Raw genomic sequence first — 26194 nt, 5'->3', positions numbered from 1 at the left:
TTTTATGTTTTTCACACAATTATTTAAACCTGCGCCCCACGCGGAACGCTTACCAGCTGATCGCGTTGATAGCGAATACCGTAAATTACGTTTACAAGTATTCTTAGGTATCTTCATCGGTTATGCAGGTTACTACTTTGTTCGAAAAAACTTTTCACTAGCAATGCCATACTTAATCGAACAAGGCTTTAGTAAAGGGGAACTTGGGGTTATCCTTTCAGCAGTATCTATCGCTTACGGATTAAGTAAATTCTTGATGGGTATCGTATCCGATCGTTGTAATCCTCGCTACTTTTTAGCAGCTGGGCTATTTTTATCAGGTATCATTAATATTATTTTCGGCTCATTTTCTTTCATTACAACGAGCATTATACTTATGTTTGTACTTCAGTTTTTAAATGGATGGGTACAAGGTATGGGATGGCCTCCTTGTGGTCGTACGATGGTTCACTGGTTCTCTATTAGCGAACGTGGTACAAAAATGTCTATTTGGAACGTCGCTCATAATGTCGGCGGCGCGCTTATGCCTTCTCTTGTAACATTAGGCTTATACTTCTTCGCAGATGACTGGAAAAGTATTTTTTACTTCCCAGGTATTCTTTCAATTTTAGTTGGTATTTATGTATTAATTACGATGAAAGATACGCCTCAATCTTGTGGACTACCTTCTATTGAAGAGCATACTGGAGAATATCCACCAGATGAGAAAATAAAAGATCGCGAACGCGAACTTTCGGCAAAAGAAATTTTATTTAAATACGTACTAAACAATAAGTTTTTATGGTACATCGCTATTGCGAACGTTTTCGTATATTTCGTACGTTACGGCGTTGTAGACTGGGCTCCTACTTATTTAGTAGAAGAAAAAAGCTTTACTCATAGTAGCTCACGTACTGCTTACGCTCTATATGAATGGGCTGGTATTCCAGGTACACTTCTTTGCGGATGGATGAGTGATAAACTATTTAAAGGACGTCGTGCACCTGCTGGTATTTTATTTATGGTTGGTGTATTTATCGCAGTTCTTGTTTACTGGTTAAACCCTCCTGGTAATCCAATGGTTGATAGTATCGCACTTGTCGCAATTGGATTTTTAATTTACGGACCGGTTATGCTAATTGGTCTACACGCTCTAGATTTAGCACCAAAGAAAGCTGCTGGAACTGCAGCAGGCTTAACTGGATTCTTCGGTTACTTAGGCGGAGCTGCTTTCGCTAGTGCCGCTATGGGCTTTATCGTAGATGCATTCGGATGGGATGGCGGATTCATCTTATTACTTGCATCTTGCATACTTGCAATGTTCTTCCTTGCCCTTACTTTAAATACAGGGTCAACAAAACAAAAGCAAGCTTAAGTACAAATATTATACTTATCAAAAAAAGAGAGACCATTCTTTCCAGAATGCCTCTCTTTTTTCTACATATAAATCTTTTTTCTTACAAAAGATTTATTTTCCTCTCATATATATGTTAGCGCTTCCAAATTACTTCAACACCTAATACAACTGCATTCCACTTTTATATAAAAAGATTTTTGAATATTTTTTCAACTTACCCTTGTCAAACATTGTCAATTTATATTAAAATAACAACATACAAAATATTTAGTTTTTTCAGAAAAGATGGAGGGATAGCCATGAAGAATCCACTTCTTCGTATTGAAAACTTGCAAACTTCCTTTCGTATACAAGATCAGTATCATGCAGCAGTTGATGATGTATCCTTAACTGTTCATGAAAATGAAATTGTTGCTATCGTTGGTGAGTCAGGATGCGGAAAAAGTGCACTTGCCCTTTCCATTATGCGATTGCATAATGAAGCAAATACAAAATTACAAGGGCAGCTTAACTATAGAGATAAGGATCTACTAACCATGTCCGCCGCAGAGATGAATAAAGTACGCGGATCAAACATCGGTATGATTTTCCAAGAACCTCTTACAGCACTCGATCCTCTTATGACAGTTGGAAAACAAATCGAAGAAAACTTAGACTACCACACAAGCCTTTCAAAAGTTGAAAAGAAAGAACGCACCTTAGAACTACTCCATCAAGTTGGTATTCCAAAACCAGAACTTACATATAAACAATACCCACACGAATTATCTGGCGGAATGAGACAAAGAATTGTTATCGCAATTGCAATTGCTTGTAAGCCTGGACTCATCATTGCAGATGAGCCAACAACCGCTCTAGATGTAACAATTCAAGCTCAAATATTAGACTTACTAAAATCCATTCAAGAACAAACAAAAATGGGCATCATCTTAATTACACACGATTTAAGCGTCGTTGCCGAAACCGCCGATCGTATTGTCGTTATGTATGCAGGACAAGTTGTAGAAACAGGAACAGTAGAAGAGATTTTTAATAATCCTCTTCATCCATACACTCGTTCCTTATTAAACTCAATCCCGTCTGCATATGCAGAAAAAGAAAAGTTACACGTGATTCAAGGGGTTGTTCCTTCGTTGGCGAAGATGCCTCGCACGGGTTGCCGTTTCCAAGCTCGAATTCCATGGATTAGACCTGATCACCACGAGGAAAATCCAATTTTGCATGAAGTAAAGCCAGACCATTGGGTACGTTGTACTTGCTACAAGCATTTCAACTTCCAAGATAAGAAAGGAGATGACGTAACTCATGGCACTGCTTAAAGTAGACGATTTAAAAGTACATTTCCCAATTAAAGGTGGTTTCTTCGGACGTACATTAGATTTCGTGCGCGCTGTCGATGGCGTAAGTTTTGAATTACAACCGGGTGAAACATACGGAATCGTTGGTGAATCTGGTAGTGGTAAATCAACAACAGGTAAAGCAATTATGCATTTAACGAAAGCGACAAATGGTAGCATTCATTTTAACAATAAAGACTTAACAAAGTTAAGTCGCTCTGAGCTACGTGAACAACGAAAAGATATTCAAATGATTTTCCAAGATCCCTATTCATCATTAAATCCGAAAAAACGTGTTCTCGATATTATTGCTGAACCTCTTCGAAATTTTGAGAAGCTCTCACCTGATGAAGAACGTAGAACCGTTCAAGAGTATCTTAGTATAGTTGGATTAAACCCAGAATCTGTTTATAAATATCCACATGAGTTTTCTGGTGGACAAAGACAGCGAATTGGTATTGCACGGGCACTTACATTAAAACCGAAGCTTATTATCGCGGACGAACCTGTATCTGCACTTGACGTGTCGGTACAAGCTCAAGTTTTAAACTTCTTGCAAGATTTACAAGCTGAACTCGGACTAACATACTTATTTATTAGTCATGATTTAGGCGTAATTCGCCATATGTGTGACCGTATCGGTGTTATGTATCGCGGACGCATCGTTGAAGAAGCAACAAGTGCAGAAATTTATAATAATCCACAACATATTTATACGAAGCGCTTAATATCAGCTATTCCTGATATTCGTCCTGAAAACCGCGAACAACAACGTAAATTACGTCGTGAAGTAAGCGCTGAATACGAAAAATCATACGAAAACTATTTCAACGAAAATGGTCGTGCTTACGATTTAAAAACAATCTCGCCAACACACCGGGTGGCATTACCTTAAGGGAGTGATAAAACATGTGGAAGTTTATATTACGGAGATTTTTAGTGATGATCCCGCAATTATTCGTGTTAAGTATACTTGTCTTTCTACTAGCTAAAGCAATGCCAGGCGATGCCTTAACCGGCAGAGCAATGAATCCAAAAGCGGATCCAAAAGTAATTGAAGAACAACGTGAAAAGCTTGGATTAAATGACCCAGTTACAACACAATATGTTCGCTGGATTAAAAATGCAGTCCAAGGTGACTTCGGTATTTCCTATGCACACAAAATGAAAGTAACCGAGTTAATTGGAGAACGCCTTGGAAATACAGTATCTTTAGCACTTGTTATTCTTATTCTTACTTATTTAATTGCCATACCACTAGGAGTTATAAGTGGGCGGTGGAATGATACATGGGCTGATCGACTCATTACCATTTACAACTATCTAGGTTTTGCTACACCACTATTTATATTTGCACTCGTTATGCTCTTCCTATTCGGATTTAAGTTTGCAATATTCCCAACCGGCGGTAGCGTAGATCCTCAAGTTGCAACAGGAACATTTGCTTACTATTTAAGCAAATTAAATCACATGCTACTACCAGCTTTATCAGGGGCATTAATTGCAACAGTTGGTACTGTTCAATATTTACGAAGCGAAATTATTGATACGAAACATAAAGACTTTGTGCGTACAGTAAGAGCAAAAGGTGTTCCAGAATCAAAAATCTATTCTAGACATATTTTACGAAATTCATTCTTACCAATTGCAGCCTTCTTAGGCTATGAAATTACAGGATTAGTTGGCGGTGCCATCTTCTTAGAAAGTATTTTTAGCTATCCAGGAATTGGACAACTATTTATACAATCTATTTCTCAACGTGATTTTAGTGTAATAACTGCACTCGTTATGTTTACTGGATTTGCAACGTTACTTGGAACTCTCCTTTCAGATATTATTCTAAGCATCGTCGATCCACGTATTCGTATTGATTAATGGAGGTGAAGAAACATTATGTTAGCAAAACCCGAAAAACAAACTGAAGTTATTCATTACGAAAAAAGCCCTTCCGGTTTCTCTATTATGTGGCGAGAACTTCGTAAAGATAAATTAGCAATGTTTTCACTTTTTTTCCTAGCAATTTTATTACTAGCAGTCTACGCAACATCTTTTATTATGAAACAAGAAGATATTGTACGAGTTGATTTATTCGCTATTTATGCTCCTCCCTCTGCTGAACATTGGTTAGGAACAGATTACGGAGGACGCGATATTTTCGGTCAACTTATTATTGGTACACGTAACTCATTTACAATTGGATTAGCAATTACTATTCTTTCTTGTTTAATTGGTCTTTCAATTGGATTAATTGCCGGTTATTTCGGAGGAACTATTGATAATATCATTATGCGCGTTATCGACTTTGTTATGGTTTTACCATTTTTAATGCTTGTAATTGTATTTATTACACTTGTTCCTACGTTCAATATTTTCACTTTCATTTTAATTATGAGCGTGTTCTTATGGACAGGAAAAGCCAGATTAATTCGCTCAAAAGTATTAACTGAAAAAGAACTCGATTATGTCTCTGCATCTAAAACTTTAGGAACACCAAACTGGAAAATCATTCTTTTCCAAGTACTACCTAACTTAAGTTCAATTATCATTGTTAGCATTACATTAAATCTTGCTGGAAACATCGGTATTGAATCTGGTCTAACTTTCTTAGGATTTGGTCTACCAGAAAGTACACCAAGCCTTGGTACACTTGTTAGTTATGCTAGAAATCCAGATGTATTACAAGAGAAATGGTGGATTTGGTTACCCGCATCAATCATGATTTTAACATTGATGCTGTGTATAAATTTTATTGGTCAAGCGCTACGCCGTTCGGCCGACGCAAGACAAAGAAAGGGATAAGGGGTGGAAGAAATGACAAATAAGCCAAAGTTTTTCAAAGTATTAAGTACACTTGCAGTTTCAACATTACTACTTTCAGCATGTGGGGGCAGTGGTGGTAGTGAAAAAACGAGCAGCACAAAAAAAGTAGATACAAATAAATTTAGTGCATCTGTTAAAAATGATAAAAAGGAAATTAAAGATGGTTCATTAACATATGGTCTTGTTTCTAACACACCATTTGAAGGACTTTTAAATTTCGCTGTATATGAAGGAGATCCTGATAACCAAGTCATTACAATTTTCGATGAATCTTTATTATCAAATGACGAAAACTGGGAATACACAAATGATGGCGCTGCTACATATGAAATTTCTGCAGATAAAAAGACAATTACACTAAAAATCAAAGATAATGTAAAATGGCATGATGGAAACCCTGTTACTGCTGAAGATTTAGAATACTCTTATCTAGTGATTGGTAGTAAAAAATATGCCGGTTCTCGCTATGACACTCAAATGCAAATGATTGAAGGTATGGAAGATTACCACAATGGAAAAGCCGAAAAAATTTCAGGTATAAAGGTAACGGATCCAAAAACAATTTCGATTACATTTAAAGAGCCGAATCCTTCAGTGAAAACTGGGCTTTGGGCATACCCTCTTCATAAGAAATATTTAGGAGATGTACCAATCGATAAATTAGCAGAATCTGATAAAATCCGTAAAAACCCAATTGGTTTCGGACCTTTTAAAGTGAAGAAAATTACTCCAGGAGAATCTGTTGAATTTGAACGTTTTGATGATTATTATGGTGGAAAACCAAAACTGAAAAGTATGGTTTTAAAAGTTGTTAACCCTTCCGTTGTTAACGCGTCCTTAAAAAATGGTGATATTGACATTGCTGAAGTAAGTGCAGATCAGTATCCAAATGTAAGTAAATTAAAAAATGCACAATTAGTCGGTAAAACCGATTTATACTATAGTTATATCGGCTTTAAATTAGGCCATATGGATAAAGAAAAAGAAGAAGTAGTGATGGATAAGGAGAAATTTAAAGATGTTCGTGTACGTCAAGCGATGGCGTATGCTATTGATCGAAAAGAAATTGGCGAAAAATTATATCACGGCCTACGTTATCCGGCTAACTCACCAATCCCACCATCTCTACCAAAATATCATAACAATAAAATTGGTGCCTATGATAAAGATGTAGAGAAAGCTAAAAAGTTATTAGATGAAGCTGGCTATAAAGATACGAACGGGGATGGATTCCGCGAAGACCCGAATGGTAAAGAATTTAAAGCTAATTTCTTATCAATGAGTGGTAGCGATGTAAGTGAACCACTTGCAAAATTCTTTATTCAATCTTGGAAAGACATCGGTCTAAAAGTAGAGCTTCTTGATGGTCGCTTACATGAATTCAACTCATTCTACGATATGATTAAAAAAGATGATCCAAAAGTTGATCTTTTTGCGGCAGCTTGGGGAACTGCATCTGATCCAGATCCTTCTGGTATTTGGGCTAAAAATGCAGCGTTCAATTACACACGTTGGGCTACTGACAAAAACACAGAATTATTAAAACAAGGTATTTCTCCAAAAGCTGCTGATGAAAAGTACCGTAAAGATGTCTACGATAAATGGCAAAAATTAGTTCATGATGAAGTACCATTAATTCCACTTCATTATAAATTTGACCTAAAAGGTGTAAATAATCGCGTAAAAGATTACAAATATACACCAGAAGATCAATATAAGTGGGGTAAAGTTAGCGTAACGAGCGATAAAGCAGAAACAGAGAAATAATAAAATAGCTCCTGGCACTGAGATACATGCCAGGAGCTATTTTTTATTTACAATCCTTTTCTTACTATTTATAACAACCAATTCCTTCCCTACTCTAATATTAAAAGATTTGATGAAATACCTTTATTAAAACAGCTAATGTAACAGATCCAGCAAATCCCCCTAAACAAATTAAGCTTACCCCTTGACTATATGACAAATTTTGAAATGATTTCATTACTTCCATCCTCCCTATCTCCCCTTTGATACTTTTATTTTACCAATGGGAAAAATTTCATAACATCGATTTCTCTAACAACTAACTTACAAATTTGTAAGTTAACATCTTTTCAACTTATATATCTAGTATTTCCACAAATGAGAGTTATTTATACATAAAAAAGACCTCAGCTATACTAAGGTCTTTAGTTACATTTTATTTTATAATCATCACCGGACATTTTACTCGTTTTGCTATTTTATGACTTACACTACCAAGTACCATTTCTTGCAGTGTATTTAATCCTCTGCTTCCCGCTATAACAAGATCTATATCTCCTGTATTTACATATTGAACAATTGTATCTCCAGGATCACCATGTAATATCGTAATTGTATAAGATATGTTCTCTTTCTTTAATAAAACTTCAATCTCTTTTAATTTATCTTTTCGACTAGCCGATATTGTTTCTAAATCTGTTTGACCTTGTATAATATCTGATTTTGCCGTTCTATTATCTACTACGTACACAACTTCAACATTTGTTTCTTCGCTACATTTTGCAATATATGTTGCATGTTCCGCTGCTCGAAGTGCATGTTCAGAACCGTCACATGCTAATATAATTTGTTTGTACATATGCTGAATCCCCTTTTCGTTATCCTACTCGTATTATATAATAAAGCCTCCTAAAAAGGAGGCTTTTAACTAGCAATTCTTTTATTATAAGTAGCTAAATTTGCAACAAGTTTTGAGCTACGTTCATTTAATCCTGTTATACTTACTTTCACACCACTTTGCTCATACTTTATGATAACTTTATCAATTGATGCCACCGCTGAATCATCCCATACGTGCGCATGAGTAAAATTCATTTCAATTTCTTTTACATCTTCATTAAATGAAAAATTATTTATGAAATCGGCTGTGGATGCAAAGAAAAGTTGACCGTGAATTTCGTATATTTTCTTATTTTCAATATATAAATGTTTCACGTGAATCTTTGCCATATTGAATGCAAATAACACCGCACTAATTACTGTTCCGATAATTACACCTAATGCTAAGTTATGTGTAATTAGGACAATCACAACTGTTACGATCATAACAAATGCGTTTCCTTTTGGTACTTTATGAATCGTTGTTACAGAGTTCCAATCAAACGTTCCGATTGAAACCATAATCATAACCGCAACTAAAGCTGCCATCGGAATATGAACGACATAATCTCCTAAAACGAATAATAATACGATTAAAAATCCGCCCGCTACAAATGTTGATAGGCGACCTCGTCCACCTGATTTAATATTAATAACAGATTGGCCGATCATTGCACATCCTGCCATTCCTCCGAAAAATCCAGCAACGATGTTTGCGATCCCTTGTCCGCGTGCCTCTTTATGCTTATTACTTTCTGTATGCGTCATATCATCTAAAACTGAAGCTGTTAATAAAGACTCTAGTAAACCAATGATTGCAAGCATAACTGCATAAGGTAAAATAATCCCTAATGTTTCTAATGTAAATGGCACATCAGGAATACTAAAGAACGGTAATTCTTTCGGCAGGCTTCCCATATCCCCTACTGTTTTCAACTGTAATCCGCTCATAAGTGCAATGCTCGTCACAATAATAATTGAAATAAGCGTAGAAGGTACAACCGTTGTAATACGTGGAAATAAATATATAATTGCAAGTCCTAATACAACGAGTGCATACATTTGCCAAGTTGCATTTTTAAAATGCGGTAATTGCGCTGTAAAAACTAAAATTCCAAGTGAATTTAAAAAACCACTCATAACAGATTTCGGAACAAACTTCATAAATGAGCTCAGTTTGAACACGCCAAAAATAATTTGGACGATACCTGTTAATATTGTTGTAGCAAATAAATATTGCAAACCATAATCTTTAACAAGCGTTACCATTAATAATGCCATTGCACCTGTTGCAGCTGAAATCATTCCAGTCCTTCCGCCAACAAATGAAATGGTAACCGCAATACAAAAGGCTGCGTATAGTCCAACTGTCGGATCCACGCCTGCAATAACAGAGAAAGCTATCGCTTCAGGGATTAATGCTAAAGCAACGACAATTCCTGATAACACGTCCCCTCTCACATTAGAAAACCAGTCATTTTTTATCGTTTGAAACAAAATACCACTCCTCTACTCCTTTATAATTTGATTTTCTCCATAAGAAAATCTAGCCGACTGCACGAAAGCTATTATATAACGAGTAGAGGATTTTTTGCTATGTAAAAGTTTCCTAAAGAAAAAGACGCTACCTTAGTAGCGTCTTTTCTCATTTCATTAATGTCCACCGTGTCCTTGACCACTTTCCTGAACAATTTCTAACCTCTCATCTAGTATTCCTTGTGTTTCAAATGAAATATCACTCGTACTTCCTAATAAGAAACCGTGATTATATGGTCCAAGTGTTGGATCATCTTTAAACTTCGGCTGAATAGTAGCAAGGAAGTCATACACTGGTTGTGAAGCTTTCCCTTCTTCTAACAAGACAACAGGTGCGTGTTTACCCATATGTGAAAAAGGTGCCCCAGCAACTGCTAAATCTGGTGTTTTGCTTGAAACAAATGATACACCGTGACCAGGTTTTGTGAATCCCCAGCCAAATTTTGTTTTTTCATCTTTAAATTTAGCTAACGCAATCGAGTTTTCTGTAGGGGTCTCTCCACTAATACGCGTTACTTTCCCGTATTTGCTTAACTCCTTTTCTACTTCTTTTGAAACAATTTTTTCTGGCCCTAATATATATATATTTGCTTTATCTTTTCTCATTTTTAATGCCTCTATTGTGGCTTCTGGCACTTTATTCTTTTCTGTATAGAGTAGTGGTTCCGGCATATGAGAAATCCAGTTTACAGCGGGTGTTGTATATAAACGTCCTTCTTCTGCAGACGAACCGACAATAACACTATTTGGGTAGCTTCCTGTTATATCGGCATACTCCTTATCAACATCTTTCGCAAATATAGCTGGGTTCGTTTCTTTTATTTGTTTTACTTTATAACCTTTTAATTGTTCAAGCGCGCTAGTACCTACATCTCCCATCACCATAATTTGTGTTCCATCTTTCGTTCCGATTGGATTTAATCGTTTTATTTCTTTTAACGTCATTTCCGGTATCTTTTCTTTTTCTATAAATAAAATCGGTCCGTTATTCGGATGATGAATAAGGTCTGCACTCGCAATACCTAATTGCCACTCGCTTGCTGGTACTAAAATAACAGCACCCGGCTGGTTCTCTTTATGGGTTGCTGGCCATATCGTTTGCGAAGTTAACACTGCCATTTGCAGGGGATCATTTGTATTTAACCTCGTCACATTTTTTAAACTTGTCGTTAATAAATCATTCGATGCCCCTTCGTTCATTTCTTTTGGCGCGGTTACTTCCTGATTCATTTTCATTTCCTTTTGCTCTGTTTTCTTCTCTTTTGTAGATTCATGGTTTTTATGGTCTGTATTCGTTTGCCCACATGCAGCAAGACCAACTGCTGTAATTATTGTTATCCCCAAAATTCGGGTCATTTTTTTCACTATACCGCCTCCGTATTAATCATTTTTGAGCCAATATGATTACCTAAAATGTAATTTCAACTCCACAATAACAAGCAATTCTGAAGAAATTATGCAGACACATCATAATCTGCACCATTTCTTCATGATTTTGCATTACACTTTAAGTAACGATTATAAATATGGAGGGCTCTCTATGATTGATATACTGCTCGTAGACGATGAACCGAGAATGCTTGAATTATTAACGCTTTATCTTACCCCAATTGGATATAACTGCGTATGTGCGACTTCAGGAGAAGAGGCTATTTTACATATAGAAAATCGAAACTTTAAATTTGTTTTACTCGATATTATGATGCCAAAGATGGACGGATGGGAAACGTGCAAAAAAATCCGATCTTTTAGTAACATTCCTATTATTATGGTTACAGCTCGTGATCAAACAGTAGATGTCGTTCAAGGATTAAAACTTGGAGCCGATGATTATGTAACGAAACCTTTCCATGAAGAAGAACTTTTCGCAAGAATTGAAGCCGTTTTAAGACGTACAAATGAACATAAACAAATCCAATACCACGGTATTGTATGGGATGAAACCAAACACTTCGTTTCTGTCCATAATGAAGAACTCCTTCTCACACCAATTGAATTTTCTTTACTCGGATTATTTTTACGCCATGTGAACTACGTATTAAGCCGTGATCAGCTCATCGAACGAATTTGGGGGTTAAACACAAATACAGAAGATCGCACAGTCGATTCACATATTCGTAATTTACGTGATAAATTGCGAAAAGCAAATTTCCCTATTGATCACCATTTAAAAACTGTTTACGGAGTCGGATATCGATGGGTTGATACTCTAGATTAAGGAGCAAAGCAATGAAGCGAATTTCTATTCAGCTCGGATTTTATTTTTTGATTGTTACACTTTTAATCGAAAGTGTTCTATTTGTCTCGCTTTATTATAGCCTTGTCAACAATAGAGTAAATGAAGAAATGACAGCTTTATTAAAGCGCGGAAATAGTCACAGAGATGTCCTTGAAAAGTATTTTGATAAGCAAACAATCTCCCATGTTGCACTAATGGAATCCGAAGCCGAAACTACTGTTGTTATTACAAATGCAAATAAGGAGGTACTAGCTAAATCCAATGAAATAAATACTACTATAAAAAAGCATATTGAAAAGATGCAAACACGGACAGATCATGACGGAGCAATTATAGAGAATCATTGGAAAACATCTAATTATATATGTACAGTTAGCCCCATTGTAGTGGCTGGAAAAACGGAAGGCTACGTATATATGTTTCTCGGGACGGAATCAATCGAGGAAATGGTTAACGGGCTAACAAGACAATTCATTATTGCCGGAGTCATTACGTTTCTACTAACAGCCATCACCATCTTTCTATTATCACGTTTGTTAACAAAACCATTGTTACACATGAAACATGCAACTGAAAAAATGAGTAAAGGCGATTTGTCCGTTTCGTTAACAACTACTCGAAATGATGAAATTGGTGAACTAGCATCATCTATTCAAACGCTCGCAAATGATTTACATTATATGAAAACAGAGCGAAGTGAATTTCTAACAAGTGTTGCTCATGAATTACGAACACCGTTAACATACGTAAGAGGTTATGCTGACATTGCTTTAAAAGAAAGCACCCCTCCTGAGCAACGTTTGCGATATTTATCGATTATAAAAGATGAGTCTGATTACATTACAAACTTAGTTCAAGATTTATTTTCACTTGCACAAATGGAACAACATAACTTTTCTATTCAAGTAAAGGAAGTGCATTTACACACCTTCCTTACTCGCATAGCTGAAAAAGTAAACGCCATGTATAAAAAAAGATACATTAAAGTTTCTTTCTCTTGTTCTCCTACATTGCTAGTAAACTTAGATGAACAGCGATTTGAACAAGTTATAGTAAACATTTTAAATAACGCTTATAGACATTCAAAAGAACATTCTCATATAAACATTTCTATTACAGAAGAACATAAACGTATCTCCATTACAATTGAAGATGAAGGCGAAGGTATTCCTCTTGAAGACCTCCCTCACATTTTCGACCGCTTTTATCGTGTTGATAAAGCTAGATCACGAGCTACAGGTGGAACTGGTTTAGGACTATCTATCGTGAAGGAAATTGTAGAGCTACACGGCGGGAATATTACAGTAACGAGTGAAGTCAATCACGGGTCTTGCTTTATAATTTCATTACCATCTATAAAGAAACACGACTATCATCAGTAGTCGTGTTTCTTTATCCCGCATTAACGGGCAGTAAGACCCCTACATCAAAATTCAGCGGAAGCAAAGAAGTTAGGTGGGGGATCAACTGCCCGTAAAAGCCCGATTGGTTCAACTAATAATCAGTGGGAGATGAACAAAACCCCCACTGATTAAAGTTTCACTTTATCATTTTACTTTATAATATAAATTTACAAATTGCCCAAAACGTTTCGCATCCGTTAAAGTTAAATTAATTTCCGGGTTCTTGTCTTGAAATAACGGAACTCCAGAACCTAATATGTGAGGGGTAATCGTGACAACATATTCATCAATTAGATTATTCTTAAAGAATTCTCTCAGTAGACTCCCTCCACCGACCATCCATATTTTAGATCCTTCTTGTGCTTTTAACCTTTTTGTAAACTCCACTACATCTTCATTTACAAACTCTACATGTCCGTTCGTGCCTTTTTCTGAATTAGAAAACACATAACATTTTTTATCTAAATACGGGAATGTCTCTGTATGCTCTACTACATAATCGTACGTTCTCTTTCCCATTATTATTGTATCAATCGTTTCATACATTTCTGTATAACCGTTATCTCCCTCTCCTTCTGTTTCCATTAACCACTCTAAATCATCATCTTCTTTCGCAATATATCCATCCAAACTAGCTGCAATAAATAAAACTATTTCACGTGACATATCTTTTCCTCCTTGCATCTCATCTTGATAACATATGATGTAAACAATATACTAACAATAAAACATGACAATTTATGTCATGTTAAAAAGAAAAGGTGATACATTTGTCAAAAGCTAAACGCTTATTAGATATTCTTATATTTGCTTCTGCGAAAAAAACATTTACAGCTCAAGAAATAGCTGATGAATTTAACATTTCCGTTCGTACGGTTCATAGATACATTTTAGATTTAAGTGATATGGGATTACCCATTTATGCTGAACAAGGTCGTAATGGAGGATATAAAGTATTAACAACTAGGGTCATTCCACCTATCTTATTTACGGAAGAAGAAGCGGTCTCCATCTTTTTTGCCTTTCAATCTTTAAGCTACTACAGAGACTTGCCTTTTAATACAGAAATCAATTCTGTCACTCATAAACTATATAGCTCTCTACAACATGAGGCGAAAGCGAAAGTTGATAAAATACGTTCTTATATCTCCTTTTGGAATCCGAAGAGAACAATTGAGACCCCACTTTTAAACAAAGTGTTAACAGCGGCTATTGAAAATAAAAATTTACACTTTCAATACGAATCTAAATCAGGGATAAAAACAAAACATGTTCATCCGATTGGTGTATATGCTCACGACGGGTTATGGTACTTACCGTCCTATGACTTCGGTAGAAAAAAAGTATTACTGTATCGCGTCGATCGTATTCTCTCAATATTATCGATGGAAGAAAATACAGATACATTCATGAATTTAGAAGAGTGGTTTGCCTCTAACTCTAACGTAGTACACAATCCTACTCAGTTACATGTTTTACTGACAACAGAAGGCGTACGCCAATGTAAAAGCGTTCCTTATCTTGAGGAATTCGTTATAGTAAACGAGGATGGGACAGGATATATAAATTCAACAATTGATAAAGGTGAGATTAACTTTATTACTCCTTTATTTTATAGACTTGGAAAAGATGCAAAAGTTTTAGAACCGAAAGAATTGATAGATGGTTTACGTATACGTGCGAAAGAAGTTTTACATATGTATGAAGACGAAAAAAGCTGCTAAATATAAGCAGCTTTTTGTGTATTTGTTCCTATTGTTTTGACTGTTGACGAATATCAAACCACCAACGATGTTTCGCATTCATATTTTCAGTGTCGCCAGTCCCTCTGTAATTGAAAGCATCCAAAAAGATTGAATCTAGTTTATCCTCATCTACAAAATAACCTAAGTTAACTTTTACCGTTTCTCCTGGTCGGATACTGCCAATATTGTAGAAGCTTTTCCCATCTCCGTGAGGCTCTAAATAATCAACTTCTCCCGTCATAATACGCGTTGCATCCATTCCCTCTTCTTTAGCGTATTTCCATGCATTCCCTTCAAATTTAAGCTGCTTTATGGATGGATGCATATAGATTTCTTCTGTCGCCTGTTTACCAATATTTCTCACTGTTGTTGTCAAGTAGACAAATTTAACATTAACTAATTGCGAATCTACTAATGTATCAATTGAATCTTTACCATTCCCTAATTTATATACATCCCGTCTGTACGATAGCAGTTTTCCCGTCTGATCTAAAGCCTTCTTCTTGCTTAATATCCCTAGGCCAAGTTCATTAAAGTTCTCTTGTTTAAAATCTTTAATCGAATCAAAAACTTCAACTTTTTCTATCACATATTCAATTTGGCTGTTATCCATAGATATCGTTACTGGAACCTTTTTCCCTATATGAAATAGTCGTTTGCTATCTTTTTTCAAAGGAATCACTTTAGGTTTTTTAGGTTCATCTGCTTGGCTAAAATACTTTTTATCATAATTTGATATATGTGATGCCTTTTCTTTTGACGTGGGCTCAAGTGAAATATTCCCTAAGACATCTATCATTTGTTCTTCATTTATATCTGATCCAATAAAACTTTCTAACATAATCCCTTCTTTCTCAAAAAAGAGAAAGACCTTCCTATCAAACATTACATTGTTGTTTCCAGTTTCTTTATGAACAATTACTGCTTTCTTGCCACTTATCTCTTTTTCTTCGTAGCTTTTTGAATATAAAGTTTGAAAGTCCGCATTTTCCCCTACTCTCCAAAGACTAAATGAAAAGCCTCCATTTGCGTCGTTATCTTTAAATGAATATTTCATAGCAGAGTCATCAATTGCTTCCATATTTTCTGGCAATTTACCAATCTTCAACTTATACCACTTATCACTCTTTTTCGAGTCCTTGTTTGTTACTGAAACATTTACTTCGTAATTTTGTTTTTGGACAATCATATTATAGACTTTCACTGCACCAAAAACGGTTGTCGGCATACCAATCAATAAGCAGGCAGCAGCGATTAACATACGATGTCTTTTACGCTTTTTCTGTGGTTGTCCATCTTTCAGCTTCATTTCCTCCATAAACAATTTCTTTTTGCACGTATATGTATGTGAAAATTCATGTTGTTCTTCGGATTTATCAAAATCATCTAAAGCAATTTTTTCAGCAAGTTCATATATTTCTTTGGAGTTCTTTGAATTCGTCATGTTGTATACCTCCTATCATATTTTGGACTCGTTTTCGAGCGCGTTCAAACTGCTTGCGGACATTAGCCTCCGTAATCCCCATTACACTTGAAATTTCTTGATACGTTAAGTTATAGAAGACTTTGTACTTAAACACCTGTCTGTTAGATTCATTTAACTCTTTTAGCAATGTATCAATTTGAACCTCAGACATTTTACGTTTTTCCCACTCTTCAATATTTTCATCTACTGCTTCTATTGATTCTCTTTCATATTCTTCTAAAAATGTTTCATGTCGTTTATTTTTCCGGTAACTATCAATCGCCTTGTTTTTCGCGACCCTCAAAATATAGCGTTTAAGCTCTTGAGTAGCCAAGCTATGGAGCTTTTCCAAGTTCTTATAAAGAGTAATAAACGTCTCTTGAACCGCATCTTCAGCCTGTTGAATATTATTTAAAATAGAATAAGCTACATAATAAATTTTTTGTTCATACAACTCATATAGCTCTTCCATCTTTTCATAATCGTTGTTTGTAACTTTCATATAATTCCTCCTCTCACTCTATATAACGAATGAGCACTGTAACTTTGTGACACTGCAAAATCTTTTTATAGATAAAATTTAATAATAGAATAAGCAAAAGCCCAATTTCTCTATTGTAACTAAGAAATTGGGCTTTTTAATATTAGAATTTTCCTGACTGTATCTCTAAGAAAAATTCTTTTACACCTTTTCAATATGCAGTATTTGCTCTATCTCTTCTTTTAACAACGTCTTTATTTCTTCCAAATTATGATTCTTCTTTTCCTCCGGTTGCACCGTATAAAACTCAGCAAACGAACGCTCTTTATATCTTGGTACGACATGCATATGGTAATGTGTTAACTCGTTAAATACTCCACCATTTTGACAAACTGTAATTCCATCTGGTTTATATAATGCCTTAATCGCTTTTGCAATCAGCTTAGAAGCATCCATAATTGATCTTGCTACAACGTCATCTAATTCGTCTACTTCTACAACATGCTGCTTTGGCACAATTAAAGTATGTCCTGGGTAGAAAGGCGCATGATCTAAAAAGCAAGTTACATAATTATCTTCATATACTTTATATATTTTTTCCTCTTCGTTTGCTAATTTACAACCTAAACAGTCCACTACACTTTCCACTCTTTCTAAAAACATAAAAACGTGAGAATACGGCTCTCACGTTTTTATGTTTTACTTTATCAATTCAATCGTTTCCGTAACCTTTATACTATCTTTTACAGATTGAACAATCGTACAATTTTTCACTGCAAGCTGCAATGCTTTGTTCAACTGCTCTTCTGTAATGTTTTCCGCTTTAATTTTATAGTGCAAATGAACACTTTCAACTGGTTTGGATAAAGCTTCACTTCTACCAATTTCAGTTTCGATCGTAAACGTATCGTATGTAATACGTTTCTTTTCTAAAATTGTTCGAAAGACAATTGCACTACATCCTGCGATAGAAGAAACGAGTAATTGTAACGGTGAATACCCGTTTTCTTTTCCAATCGCTAATTGAGCGTACGATAAATCTGCCTTTATATCATCGTGTTTGATTGTTAGTTTCATTTGTTTTGTCCATCTCCACTTTCATCGGTTTCTGCTGTTTCTTACTCATATAATAATAATATATATAGCAGAAAATGATAAATGGAATACCGCAGTATAACGCCATTCTTTGTTCAGGAATAAACGCTAAACTAATAACAACGATGCTATTTGTAATTAAAGCTAAAATTGGAACAATCGGATATAGTGGTGTTCTATACTTTAAGTCCTCTAACTTTCCTCCGCCTTTTATATACTGACTTCTAAAGCGAAGTTGCGATAGAGCAATAATGATCCAACTTGAAACAGCCGATAAACCAGCTATCGATAATAAGTACATGTATACTGTATCTTCTGCAAGGAAACTTGTGAATAGGGATAATCCAGCTACCGCAATCGTTACGACTAGCGCTGTAATTGGAATACCACGTTTATTTACTTTCTTGAAAGAAGTTGGTGCCATTCCTTCATTTGCAAGTGACCATAATATACGTGTCGCTGCATATAATCCAGAGTTCGCTACAGATAATAACGCAGTAATAATAACGAAGTTCATAATATCAGCTGCATATGGAATACCGATTTTATCAAATACAACTACGAATGGACTTTCAATTACGCCTGCTTCCTTCCAAGAAATTAATCCTACTAAAATTGTCATTGTTAAAATGAAGAATAACATAATACGCCATACTGTATTACGGATCGCACGTGGAATTGTTTTTTCTGGATTTTCACTTTCTCCCGCTGCAATTCCGATTAACTCTGTTCCTTGGAACGAGAAGTTAACTGTAATCATTGTAAGTAATACGGCAGCTAGTCCATTTGGGAAAAGTCCACCATCGCTTACAAAGTTAGAGAAAAGAGGTGCTGCTTCTTTTCCGTCATACGATATAAATCCTAATAATGCACTACCACCAAGAACAACAAATGCAAGGATTGTAATTACTTTAATACTAGAAAACCAAAATTCTAATTCGGCATAACTTTTTGCCGAAATTGCGTTTGAAGCATATAAAATAACGCCGAATACAAGGCACCATACCCAAACATCAACATTTGGAAACCATCTTTTCATCATTAAACCGATTGACGTTAATTCTAGTCCTACTGTTACTGCCCAGCCAAGCCAGTATAACCAGCCAATCATAAAGCCCGTTCCTGGTCCAATAAACTTCGTTGCATACTTTTGGAAAGATCCCGAAACCGGCATTGCTACCGTTAACTCTCCAAGACAAAGCATTGTTAAATACATAATAAATCCGCCTACTAAATATGAAAGGATGGCTCCCCCTGGTCCAGCCTGATTAATAGTGTAACCTGAACCTAAGAAAAAACCAGTTCCGATTACACCACCTAGTGCGATCATAAATAAATGTCTACTCTTCATCGTACGATGTAATTTCTCATTCGTTGGTTGCTGCATCTAAATCCTCCCCCTACCATACCCCTATGTCTTGTTAAAATTTTCTGATAATAAAAATATACACGAAAGCGATTACATTTTCTATATAAAATTAAAACTTTTCTGATAAAATAATATAAAAAATCTAATTATTGCAAGATTTAAATTCTATTTAGAGGAAAATAAGGATAAACAAGGAAAAAACCCTTACATATATTGTAAGAGTCAACGAAGTTCTAACCTTCTCGATAAAATTGATAAACTATAATTTACGATAAAATACATACAAGCAACTACTATAAACGTCGGAATCATATAATTTACATTTTGCCCGCTAATAATTTGAGCATTATGAATAAGCTCTGGTAGTGATATAACGACTGCTAGCGCTGTATCTTTCAGCAATGAAATAAACTGACTGACAAGTGGCGGGACCATTCTTCTTAATGCTTGTGGCAAAATAATATGCCACAGCGCTTGAACATACGTTAATCCGGAAGACCTCGCTGCTTCGATTTGCCCTTTTTCGATAGATAATAGACCACTTCGAACAATTTCAGATATCATTGCAGCTTCAAATATTGTTAAAGCAACAATTGTAGCTGTTATAATTTCTAATTTCAAGCCTGCTTCTGGAAGTGCAAAATACGTGAAAAATATAATTAACAGTAGTGGTAAGTTTCGAATCACTTCAACGATAATTCCTAATATTTGTGAGACGACAGGTATTTTCGTGTAGCGCAATATTCCTATTACACTACCGATAATAAAGCTAAGTACAATTGCTACGAGCGCTACCTCTAACGTTATAAGTAATCCTTTTAATAAAAATAGAATATGATCCCCTGTAATTGCCCCCTTAAAATCCATTTACACCTCCTCCTTTGCAAAGCGTTTTTCTAAATAACGCACTAGCATACTGAGCGGAATTGTTAATATTAAATAAAACATCCCGACAAATATATAAACATCAAACGTAACAAACGTCTTCGTTGAAATTAAATCTCCTTGATACATTAAATCAGTACCAGCGATAATTCCGAGTATGGAAGAGTTTTTTACTAAATTGAGAAATTGATTTCCTAGAGGAGGAATTACGATTTTCATCGCTTGAGGTAAGACAACATAATACATCGCCTGTACATACGTTAACCCTGAAGACCTTGCTGCTTCCATCTGACCTTTCGCGACTGATAGAATACCAGCGCGAATGACTTCCGCAATAAAAGCTGCCGTATATACCGTAAGCGTAACTGTTCCTGCTACAAAACCATTTAAAGTAATTCCTATTACAGGTAAAGCGAAATAAAATATAAATGCAATTAATACGAGTGGAATATTTCTTACAAACTCTACAAAAGCTGATCCTACCCAATTTAAAATACGAATCGGTGCAATACGCATTACCGCCAAAATTACTCCTAAAATAAAGCTTCCTATTAATGCAATTACACTAGACATAACTGTATACTTAAAGCCTTCTAAATACATATCAATGTTATTCGTTAGTATAGAAAAATCAGGCACATATTCTCCCCTCTTTCTTTACAAGAAGAGGATGAGCATCCCTCATCCTCTCACTCTTATTATTTATTCCAATTAAGTGTCACTTTATTTTTCTTGTTTTTGACCAATCCATTTCTCATACAATTTATCGTATTCTCCATTCGCTTTCATATCTTTTAGCAAGCTATTAATCTCTTTCGTTAAATCATCTGCACCTTTTTGCACTGCAATTCCGTACGGTTCATCCGTGAAAATTTTCCCTACAACTTCATAATTTGAATCTTGTTTTGCCATGCCGTAAAGAATTGCATTATCTGTCGTTAAAACATCACCTTTTCCTGCTTTTAACGCCGTAAACGCCTCACTGTAATTTTCAAATTCTAATACAGTCGCTTCTGGTGACTTTTGACGAATGTTATTTGTAGATGTTGAGCCTTTTACAGCTAATACTTTCACACCTTGTTTTATATCATCAATACTCTTAATATTGCTTCCTTTTTTCACAAGTAACGATTGCCCTGCTTTAAAATATACATCTGAAAAATCAACTTCTTTTTTACGTTCTTCCGTAATTGTCATTGTTGCGATAATTGCATCAATGTCACCGTTTTTCAGTAGTGGAATACGCGTTTTAGACGTTACTTCTTTTAATTCTAGTTTCTTTTCATCTCCAAGGATTTTTTTCGCAAGCGCCTTTGCGATATCAACATCAAATCCTTCTACCTGCCCTGTTGAAGGATTTTTCAAGCCAAATAAGTTCGTATCATTCTTCACTCCAACTACTAGTTTCCCGCGCTTCTTAATTTGTTCAACAGCCCCGCCTTGCTTCGTATTCGTTTCTTTCGCCTCATCTTTTTTACTTCCGCACCCAGCAACGACAAGTACGAATAAACATGAAAATACGATTAACGTAAACAACTTTTTCATTTTAAGCATGAAATTCCTCCTCTAATGATTTAGCACCCGACTTAAAAATAAACGAGCTCTTTCTTGTTCAGGATTTGCAAAAAATTGCGCCGGTGTTGTATCTTCGATAATTTGACCATCATCCATAAATAAAATCCGATCTGCTACCTCACGTGCAAATCCCATCTCATGCGTGACGACGACCATCGTCATCCCTTCTTTAGCTAGCGTTTTCATAACATCAAGTACTTCCCCAATCATCTCCGGATCAAGAGCAGACGTAGGCTCATCGAATAGCATAATTTCCGGCTGCATCGCAAGTCCTCTAGCAATTGCTACCCTTTGCTGTTGTCCTCCGGATAGTTGATGCGGATATACATTAGCCTTCTCCGGGATTCCTACTTTCTCTAAATAAAACATTGCTGTTTTTTCTGCTTCTTCTTTGGAAACTTTATTTACTTTAATAGGTGCTAGTGTAATATTTTGAAGAACCGTTTTATGCGGGTATAAATAAAAATGCTGAAAAACCATCCCGATATTTCGGCGTAATTCATTCATATCTGTTTTTGCATTGTGTACCTCCGTATTTTGTACGATTAATTCTCCGTCGGTAATTGTCTCTAGCTGATTTATACACCGAAGCAACGTGCTTTTTCCTGATCCTGAAGGACCAACTACTACTACCACTTCGCCTTTTTTCACTTGCACATTAATATTTTTCAAAACTTGAAAGTTGCCATAATATTTATTTACGTTACGAAACTCTATCAACATACTCACCCCTTCCCCTAACAAAGCATGTACATTCTTTTTATATTCAAAAACAGTCCCAAAAATAACTTTTAGCTTCAATTTGTCCATAAAAAAAAGCAAAGAGTTTCCCCTTTGCTTCTTCATTTCTATTCTGTTAAGATACTTCTTCTTTCTTATCTTTCCCGTATTCATGCTCCCAGAAATCAGCATTTTTAATTCCTAATTCCTGCGGATCAAATACTGGATCTTTACCTTCTTTTTTCTGCTTTTCATAGTCTTTTAATGCGATCAATGCTGGTTTTTGTAGTAGTAAAATCGCGATAATGTTAACCCATGCCATAATCCCTACACCAATGTCACCTAAAGCCCATGCTGTTGCAGCTGTTTTTACACAACCATAGAATACGACTCCTAAGAATACAAATTTTAGTACGATGGACATCCAAGGACGGTCTTTATCACGATTTAAGTATGCAATATTCGTTTCTGCAATGTAGTAATACGCCATAATTGTTGTAAACGCGAAGAATAGTAAAGAGATTGCAACGAAACCATTTCCAAATCCAGGGAAAACAGATTCTACCGCTGCCTGTGTATAACCAGGACCCGGCTGTGCACCATTTAATTTATTGACGATAAAGTTTTTTCCGCTTGCATCAAATACGTTATACATGCCTGTAATAATCATCATAAATGCTGTTGCTGAACAGACGAATAATGTATCAATGTAAACGGAAAATGCTTGTACTAACCCTTGTTTAGCTGGATGTGATACTTCAGCAGCTGCCGCCGCATGGGCCCCAGTTCCTTGCCCTGCTTCATTGGAATAAATACCACGTTTTACTCCCCAAGAGATTGCTAAACCAATAATTCCACCAAAAGCTGCTTCTAATGCAAATGCACTTTTTAAAATTAACATGAAAGCATCTGGTAATTTTTCAATATTCATAGCAACAATGACGCAAGCTACTAAAATATAACCAAGCGCCATAAATGGCACTACAACTTGCGCTACGTTAACAATTCGCTTAACTCCACCAAAAATAATAAGCGCTAATGCCGCTACTAATACCGCTCCAGATACAGAAGTATTAATACCGAAAGCTGTTTCCAAACTTACAGCAATACTATTTGCCTGAACACCCGGTAACAGCATCCCCGTTGCAAGAATTGTTGCTGCAACGAATACTAATGCATACCATTTAACCCCTAACCCTTTTTCAATGTAATAAGCTGGACCACCACGGAATTGGCCTTGATGCTTCGTCTTATATATTTGTGCAAGTGTCGATTCTACATAAGCAGAACCTGCTCCTAGAAAAGCTACCACCCACATCCAAAAGACAGCTCCTGGACCACCAAATGCAACAGCCGTTGCAACACCCGCAATATTTCCTGTTCCAACGCGCCCTGATAAAGAAAGTGCTAACGCCTGGAACGAAGAAACACCAGCATCCGATTTTTCTCCTTGAAATGTAAGCTTCACCATTTCTCCTACATGCCTTACTTGTAAAAACCTCGTTCGAATGGAAAAATATAAACCTGCTCCTAAACATAAATAAACAAGTGCTGGACTCCAAACAATATTATTGATCCAACTTACGATAGCTTCCAACATTCCCCCTCCTCTTTTTATAAAGAATATTCAGAATATATATAAAATTATAAGTGTATACCGAATCTAGGACAATATTATTTTAATAAAGTAAACATATTTTTGTATAAAAAAACAAAGTATATATTTGTTTTATATACTTTGTTTTGAACTAAATGTATTATATATTCACAATTGCTTCTTTTTTGATAATTCTTCCGTATAGCTCTTCCGATAATTTCAAGAAATTATCAGGCATATCTTTCCCTTTAAACTTCTTTTGAAGCGTTCCATATAAACCTATATCACGTAAGCGTAAAAATAGTGGTAACGATTCATACCAACTATCCGCCAGCCTGTGCTCATATTCGTATCCTTTTCTTAACACTTGTAACTGTTTACGAGCGAATGTCGTCTTCTCCTCCACTGTCCACGGTGTAAAAAGGACCGAGTAATAAAGAACCATTGCCAAATCATGAATGAAGTAATTATAGGCCGCATCATCAAAATCAAAGATTGTAAGCTCTTTCCCATCATAATGGAAATTACCTGGATGAATATCGCCATGCATAAGGCCGAATGTTTCTCTTCCAATTGGAAGAGTCTTTATTTCCCCCATTAATACAGCAGCAACCTCTTTCACTTTCTCATCTTCTAATTCATTAACAATTCCACTTTCGTCTTCTTCCCACGTTTCACGGTAGTCTGTTTTAGGATAATCCATTGTAAGTCGATGCAGTTGTCCAATCGCTTTTCCCCACGCTTCAAAATAAGCATTTCCCCAATAAGGCGATTCTTCTCCTTTTACTTGCTCACCTTTTGCATATGTAAATAAGGAAGCGAAAAAGAAAGTCCCATCCTCTGCTGCGATTTCTTCTACAAGATTTTGAGACGTTGAATAAAGAGGTCCTGCTACCTTTGCCCCATTCTCCGCAACATATCGTAAAAAATCTAGTTCAGCCTCTACCTCTTGTTTAGAGCGATGAGAAGAATGTGTTAAACGTAATACGTAATCTTCATCATTATCACCCTTCGCCTTAAAAATATAATTCTCAAAATCTCCAAGTGGCTTTTCTTCCACTGTTACATGAAACAAATTCGCTGCTGTTTTTAAAATCTCTTTTGTAAAAACACGTTCTACAGCTATTTCCATATGTATCCCTCCTATATATCTTCTTAATTCGACACAAAGGTGAGAAGTACTGCTATGAATAATCTAAAAACAAAAAAGGTTGATTCACTAAATCAACCTTTACATTATTAAAAGTTTTATTTATCAATTCTTCATCAATTGATTCTCGTATATAACATTTATTTTTATTTCTCTTCACCTTTTGTCTGCATTGAATTGAAAGTCCAATTTAATTTTAATGAATCTCCTTGAAATACATTTTGCTCTGCATTATTATCTACAAATGTGAACATTACATAGAAAGTATCATCATCACCAGGAGCAAGTCCATTTCCTTCTCGGTCTACAACACCTTTTTGTACAAGATCAGGAATACTTCCATTTTGCGTAGATACCTTTAATTCAGATAATGTAGTAGACCAAATTGGAACCTCATTTTTATCCAAATTCCACAAGAAATCAACACGGATATGATCACCAAAATCAGCATTTCCATTATCTCCTTTAGCATCGATTACACTGTAATCTGTCAGGAGTTTCACATCTCCTATTGCTAAAGTTCCTTTGTTTACTAATTGAAAACCACGCTCCATTTCATCACCTGGTTTAATATTATCGACATTAATAACAACTTCAGGGTTCACACTCAAATCTAAAGTACCCGCTGCAAAAGTGTTTTGTGACACTTCCTTATCACTAAAATACGCATATGTTCCCCCGCCAATTAAAGATAAGCCAAGTGCTGCAGTTACAACACCCATACCAAGTTTTTTCTTAATACTCATTTCACAAGTCCCCCTATTTTTAAAGTTCAAACTACAAACCTTATTTCCATCCCACAAAATAATTTAAGCA

General features: G+C 35.6%; 26 protein-coding genes. 9 read left to right on the top strand and 17 right to left on the bottom strand.

The window, feature by feature from the left end; all coding sequences use genetic code 11:
- Window positions 1-4: 4 nt before the first annotated feature.
- The 6 genes from glpT to opp4A all read left to right on the top strand — a co-directional run bounded on the left by glpT (window position 5) and on the right by opp4A (window position 7260).
- Complete coding sequence (gene glpT, locus N2V79_RS03355) at window positions 5-1354, top strand: glycerol-3-phosphate transporter (protein ID WP_000466382.1); 1350 nt, start codon at window positions 5-7, stop codon at window positions 1352-1354.
- Window positions 1355-1635: 281 nt separating this feature from the next.
- Complete coding sequence (locus N2V79_RS03350) at window positions 1636-2655, top strand: ABC transporter ATP-binding protein (RefSeq protein ID WP_090978411.1); 1020 nt, start codon at window positions 1636-1638, stop codon at window positions 2653-2655.
- Entirely contained in the window at window positions 2642-3568 is a 927-nt protein-coding gene (locus N2V79_RS03345; protein ID WP_064532047.1) for an ABC transporter ATP-binding protein, read from the top strand. Before N2V79_RS03350 ends, N2V79_RS03345 begins: the two co-directional genes overlap by 14 nt.
- Before the next feature lie 14 nt (window positions 3569-3582).
- The gene (gene opp4B, locus N2V79_RS03340) at window positions 3583-4548 is read left to right on the top strand and encodes an oligopeptide ABC transporter permease (RefSeq protein WP_064532045.1); all 966 of its coding nucleotides are present in this window, start codon (window positions 3583-3585) and stop codon (window positions 4546-4548) included.
- Between the two features lie 18 nt (window positions 4549-4566).
- On the top strand, window positions 4567-5472 hold the full coding sequence (locus N2V79_RS03335; RefSeq protein WP_064532043.1) for an ABC transporter permease: 906 nt from the start codon (window positions 4567-4569) through the stop codon (window positions 5470-5472).
- A gap of 12 nt (window positions 5473-5484) precedes the next feature.
- Entirely contained in the window at window positions 5485-7260 is a 1776-nt protein-coding gene (gene opp4A, locus N2V79_RS03330) for an oligopeptide ABC transporter substrate-binding protein (protein WP_095691411.1), read from the top strand.
- A gap of 100 nt (window positions 7261-7360) precedes the next feature.
- Here the strand turns inward: opp4A and N2V79_RS03325 are convergent, their stop codons facing one another.
- The 4 genes from N2V79_RS03325 to N2V79_RS03310 all read right to left on the bottom strand — a co-directional run bounded on the left by N2V79_RS03325 (window position 7361) and on the right by N2V79_RS03310 (window position 11019).
- The gene (locus N2V79_RS03325; protein WP_002094283.1) at window positions 7361-7477 is read right to left on the bottom strand and encodes a DUF4027 family protein; all 117 of its coding nucleotides are present in this window, start codon (window positions 7475-7477) and stop codon (window positions 7361-7363) included.
- 198 nt (window positions 7478-7675) lie between these two features.
- On the bottom strand, window positions 7676-8098 hold the full coding sequence (locus tag N2V79_RS03320; protein ID WP_000278001.1) for a universal stress protein: 423 nt from the start codon (window positions 8096-8098) through the stop codon (window positions 7676-7678).
- 65 nt (window positions 8099-8163) lie between these two features.
- A complete protein-coding gene (locus N2V79_RS03315; protein ID WP_340719571.1) occupies window positions 8164-9615 on the bottom strand; it encodes a SulP family inorganic anion transporter in 1452 nt (483 codons plus the stop codon).
- 156 nt (window positions 9616-9771) lie between these two features.
- Window positions 9772-11019: a cell wall-binding repeat-containing protein gene (locus N2V79_RS03310; protein ID WP_340719570.1), complete on the bottom strand. Its 1248-nt coding sequence runs from the start codon at window positions 11017-11019 to the stop codon at window positions 9772-9774.
- A 175-nt stretch (window positions 11020-11194) separates the two neighbouring features.
- On the opposite strand from N2V79_RS03310, the gene N2V79_RS03305 reads away from it, so the two are divergent.
- The gene (locus N2V79_RS03305) at window positions 11195-11872 is read left to right on the top strand and encodes a response regulator transcription factor (protein WP_043935151.1); all 678 of its coding nucleotides are present in this window, start codon (window positions 11195-11197) and stop codon (window positions 11870-11872) included.
- Window positions 11873-11883: 11 nt separating this feature from the next.
- A complete protein-coding gene (locus tag N2V79_RS03300; RefSeq protein ID WP_340719569.1) occupies window positions 11884-13275 on the top strand; it encodes a sensor histidine kinase in 1392 nt (463 codons plus the stop codon).
- Window positions 13276-13440: 165 nt separating this feature from the next.
- On the opposite strand, the gene N2V79_RS03295 is transcribed toward N2V79_RS03300, so the two are convergent.
- Window positions 13441-13962, bottom strand: coding sequence for a dihydrofolate reductase family protein (locus N2V79_RS03295; RefSeq protein WP_265939154.1), 522 nt, complete (start codon window positions 13960-13962; stop codon window positions 13441-13443).
- Between the two features lie 104 nt (window positions 13963-14066).
- Between N2V79_RS03295 and N2V79_RS03290 the strand changes: the two genes are divergently transcribed.
- Complete coding sequence (locus N2V79_RS03290) at window positions 14067-15020, top strand: helix-turn-helix transcriptional regulator (RefSeq protein ID WP_404977872.1); 954 nt, start codon at window positions 14067-14069, stop codon at window positions 15018-15020.
- 28 nt (window positions 15021-15048) lie between these two features.
- Here N2V79_RS03290 and N2V79_RS03285 read toward each other — a convergent pair whose 3' ends face one another.
- The 12 genes from N2V79_RS03285 to N2V79_RS03230 form a co-directional block, all read right to left on the bottom strand.
- The gene (locus N2V79_RS03285; RefSeq protein WP_340719568.1) at window positions 15049-16485 is read right to left on the bottom strand and encodes a DUF4367 domain-containing protein; all 1437 of its coding nucleotides are present in this window, start codon (window positions 16483-16485) and stop codon (window positions 15049-15051) included.
- Complete coding sequence (locus N2V79_RS03280; protein WP_098678228.1) at window positions 16451-17008, bottom strand: RNA polymerase sigma factor; 558 nt, start codon at window positions 17006-17008, stop codon at window positions 16451-16453. Before N2V79_RS03280 ends, N2V79_RS03285 begins: the two co-directional genes overlap by 35 nt.
- Before the next feature lie 180 nt (window positions 17009-17188).
- On the bottom strand, window positions 17189-17623 hold the full coding sequence (locus N2V79_RS03275; protein ID WP_340719567.1) for an HIT family protein: 435 nt from the start codon (window positions 17621-17623) through the stop codon (window positions 17189-17191).
- A gap of 63 nt (window positions 17624-17686) precedes the next feature.
- Window positions 17687-18064 (bottom strand): OsmC family protein, encoded by a 378-nt coding sequence (locus N2V79_RS03270; RefSeq protein WP_069354960.1) that lies wholly within the window; start codon window positions 18062-18064, stop codon window positions 17687-17689.
- Window positions 18039-19469 carry an amino acid permease gene (locus tag N2V79_RS03265; protein WP_001187093.1) on the bottom strand — a complete coding sequence of 477 codons (1431 nt, stop codon included), beginning with the start codon at window positions 19467-19469 and terminating at the stop codon, window positions 18039-18041. The genes N2V79_RS03270 and N2V79_RS03265 overlap by 26 nt, the downstream gene beginning before the upstream one ends.
- A gap of 204 nt (window positions 19470-19673) precedes the next feature.
- Window positions 19674-20318 (bottom strand): amino acid ABC transporter permease, encoded by a 645-nt coding sequence (locus N2V79_RS03260; RefSeq protein ID WP_000345978.1) that lies wholly within the window; start codon window positions 20316-20318, stop codon window positions 19674-19676.
- Entirely contained in the window at window positions 20319-20975 is a 657-nt protein-coding gene (locus tag N2V79_RS03255) for an amino acid ABC transporter permease (RefSeq protein WP_340719566.1), read from the bottom strand.
- 84 nt (window positions 20976-21059) lie between these two features.
- On the bottom strand, window positions 21060-21890 hold the full coding sequence (gene glnH / locus N2V79_RS03250; RefSeq protein ID WP_000916477.1) for a glutamine ABC transporter substrate-binding protein GlnH: 831 nt from the start codon (window positions 21888-21890) through the stop codon (window positions 21060-21062).
- A 12-nt stretch (window positions 21891-21902) separates the two neighbouring features.
- A complete protein-coding gene (locus tag N2V79_RS03245) occupies window positions 21903-22631 on the bottom strand; it encodes an amino acid ABC transporter ATP-binding protein (protein WP_176549488.1) in 729 nt (242 codons plus the stop codon).
- Window positions 22632-22767: 136 nt separating this feature from the next.
- Window positions 22768-24228 (bottom strand): alanine/glycine:cation symporter family protein, encoded by a 1461-nt coding sequence (locus N2V79_RS03240; RefSeq protein ID WP_023521044.1) that lies wholly within the window; start codon window positions 24226-24228, stop codon window positions 22768-22770.
- A 160-nt stretch (window positions 24229-24388) separates the two neighbouring features.
- Window positions 24389-25360 carry a phosphotransferase enzyme family protein gene (locus N2V79_RS03235; RefSeq protein ID WP_098235145.1) on the bottom strand — a complete coding sequence of 324 codons (972 nt, stop codon included), beginning with the start codon at window positions 25358-25360 and terminating at the stop codon, window positions 24389-24391.
- A 164-nt stretch (window positions 25361-25524) separates the two neighbouring features.
- The gene (locus N2V79_RS03230) at window positions 25525-26124 is read right to left on the bottom strand and encodes a TasA family protein (RefSeq protein ID WP_000023366.1); all 600 of its coding nucleotides are present in this window, start codon (window positions 26122-26124) and stop codon (window positions 25525-25527) included.
- Window positions 26125-26194: the final 70 nt, after the last annotated feature.

This window comes from Bacillus sp. CH_70, from assembly GCF_038007045.1.
In the GTDB taxonomy this organism is placed as follows: domain Bacteria; phylum Bacillota; class Bacilli; order Bacillales; family Bacillaceae_G; genus Bacillus_A; species Bacillus_A cereus.
The sequence above is the reverse complement of the archived record's forward strand: the minus strand, read 5'-3'. Positions and strand labels throughout refer to the sequence as shown.

Excerpts from the sequence above, each read along its gene's own strand:
- N2V79_RS03305 (WP_043935151.1), top strand. The coding sequence starts at position 11,195 with ATGATTGATATACTGCTCGTAGACGATGAACCGAGAATGCTTGAATTA.
- N2V79_RS03270 (WP_069354960.1), bottom strand. The coding sequence starts at position 18,064 with ATGAAACTAACAATCAAACACGATGATATAAAGGCAGATTTATCGTAC.
- opp4B (WP_064532045.1), top strand. The coding sequence starts at position 3,583 with ATGTGGAAGTTTATATTACGGAGATTTTTAGTGATGATCCCGCAATTA.
- glpT (WP_000466382.1), top strand. The coding sequence starts at position 5 with ATGTTTTTCACACAATTATTTAAACCTGCGCCCCACGCGGAACGCTTA.
- N2V79_RS03280 (WP_098678228.1), bottom strand. The coding sequence starts at position 17,008 with ATGAAAGTTACAAACAACGATTATGAAAAGATGGAAGAGCTATATGAG.
- N2V79_RS03350 (WP_090978411.1), top strand. The coding sequence starts at position 1,636 with ATGAAGAATCCACTTCTTCGTATTGAAAACTTGCAAACTTCCTTTCGT.
- N2V79_RS03295 (WP_265939154.1), bottom strand. The coding sequence starts at position 13,962 with ATGTCACGTGAAATAGTTTTATTTATTGCAGCTAGTTTGGATGGATAT.
- N2V79_RS03335 (WP_064532043.1), top strand. The coding sequence starts at position 4,567 with ATGTTAGCAAAACCCGAAAAACAAACTGAAGTTATTCATTACGAAAAA.
- N2V79_RS03260 (WP_000345978.1), bottom strand. The coding sequence starts at position 20,318 with ATGGATTTTAAGGGGGCAATTACAGGGGATCATATTCTATTTTTATTA.
- N2V79_RS03285 (WP_340719568.1), bottom strand. The coding sequence starts at position 16,485 with ATGACGAATTCAAAGAACTCCAAAGAAATATATGAACTTGCTGAAAAA.
- opp4A (WP_095691411.1), top strand. The coding sequence starts at position 5,485 with ATGACAAATAAGCCAAAGTTTTTCAAAGTATTAAGTACACTTGCAGTT.
- N2V79_RS03325 (WP_002094283.1), bottom strand. The coding sequence starts at position 7,477 with ATGAAATCATTTCAAAATTTGTCATATAGTCAAGGGGTAAGCTTAATT.
- N2V79_RS03320 (WP_000278001.1), bottom strand. The coding sequence starts at position 8,098 with ATGTACAAACAAATTATATTAGCATGTGACGGTTCTGAACATGCACTT.
- glnH (WP_000916477.1), bottom strand. The coding sequence starts at position 21,890 with ATGCTTAAAATGAAAAAGTTGTTTACGTTAATCGTATTTTCATGTTTA.
- N2V79_RS03300 (WP_340719569.1), top strand. The coding sequence starts at position 11,884 with ATGAAGCGAATTTCTATTCAGCTCGGATTTTATTTTTTGATTGTTACA.
- N2V79_RS03230 (WP_000023366.1), bottom strand. The coding sequence starts at position 26,124 with ATGAGTATTAAGAAAAAACTTGGTATGGGTGTTGTAACTGCAGCACTT.
- N2V79_RS03265 (WP_001187093.1), bottom strand. The coding sequence starts at position 19,469 with ATGCAGCAACCAACGAATGAGAAATTACATCGTACGATGAAGAGTAGA.
- N2V79_RS03235 (WP_098235145.1), bottom strand. The coding sequence starts at position 25,360 with ATGGAAATAGCTGTAGAACGTGTTTTTACAAAAGAGATTTTAAAAACA.
- N2V79_RS03345 (WP_064532047.1), top strand. The coding sequence starts at position 2,642 with ATGGCACTGCTTAAAGTAGACGATTTAAAAGTACATTTCCCAATTAAA.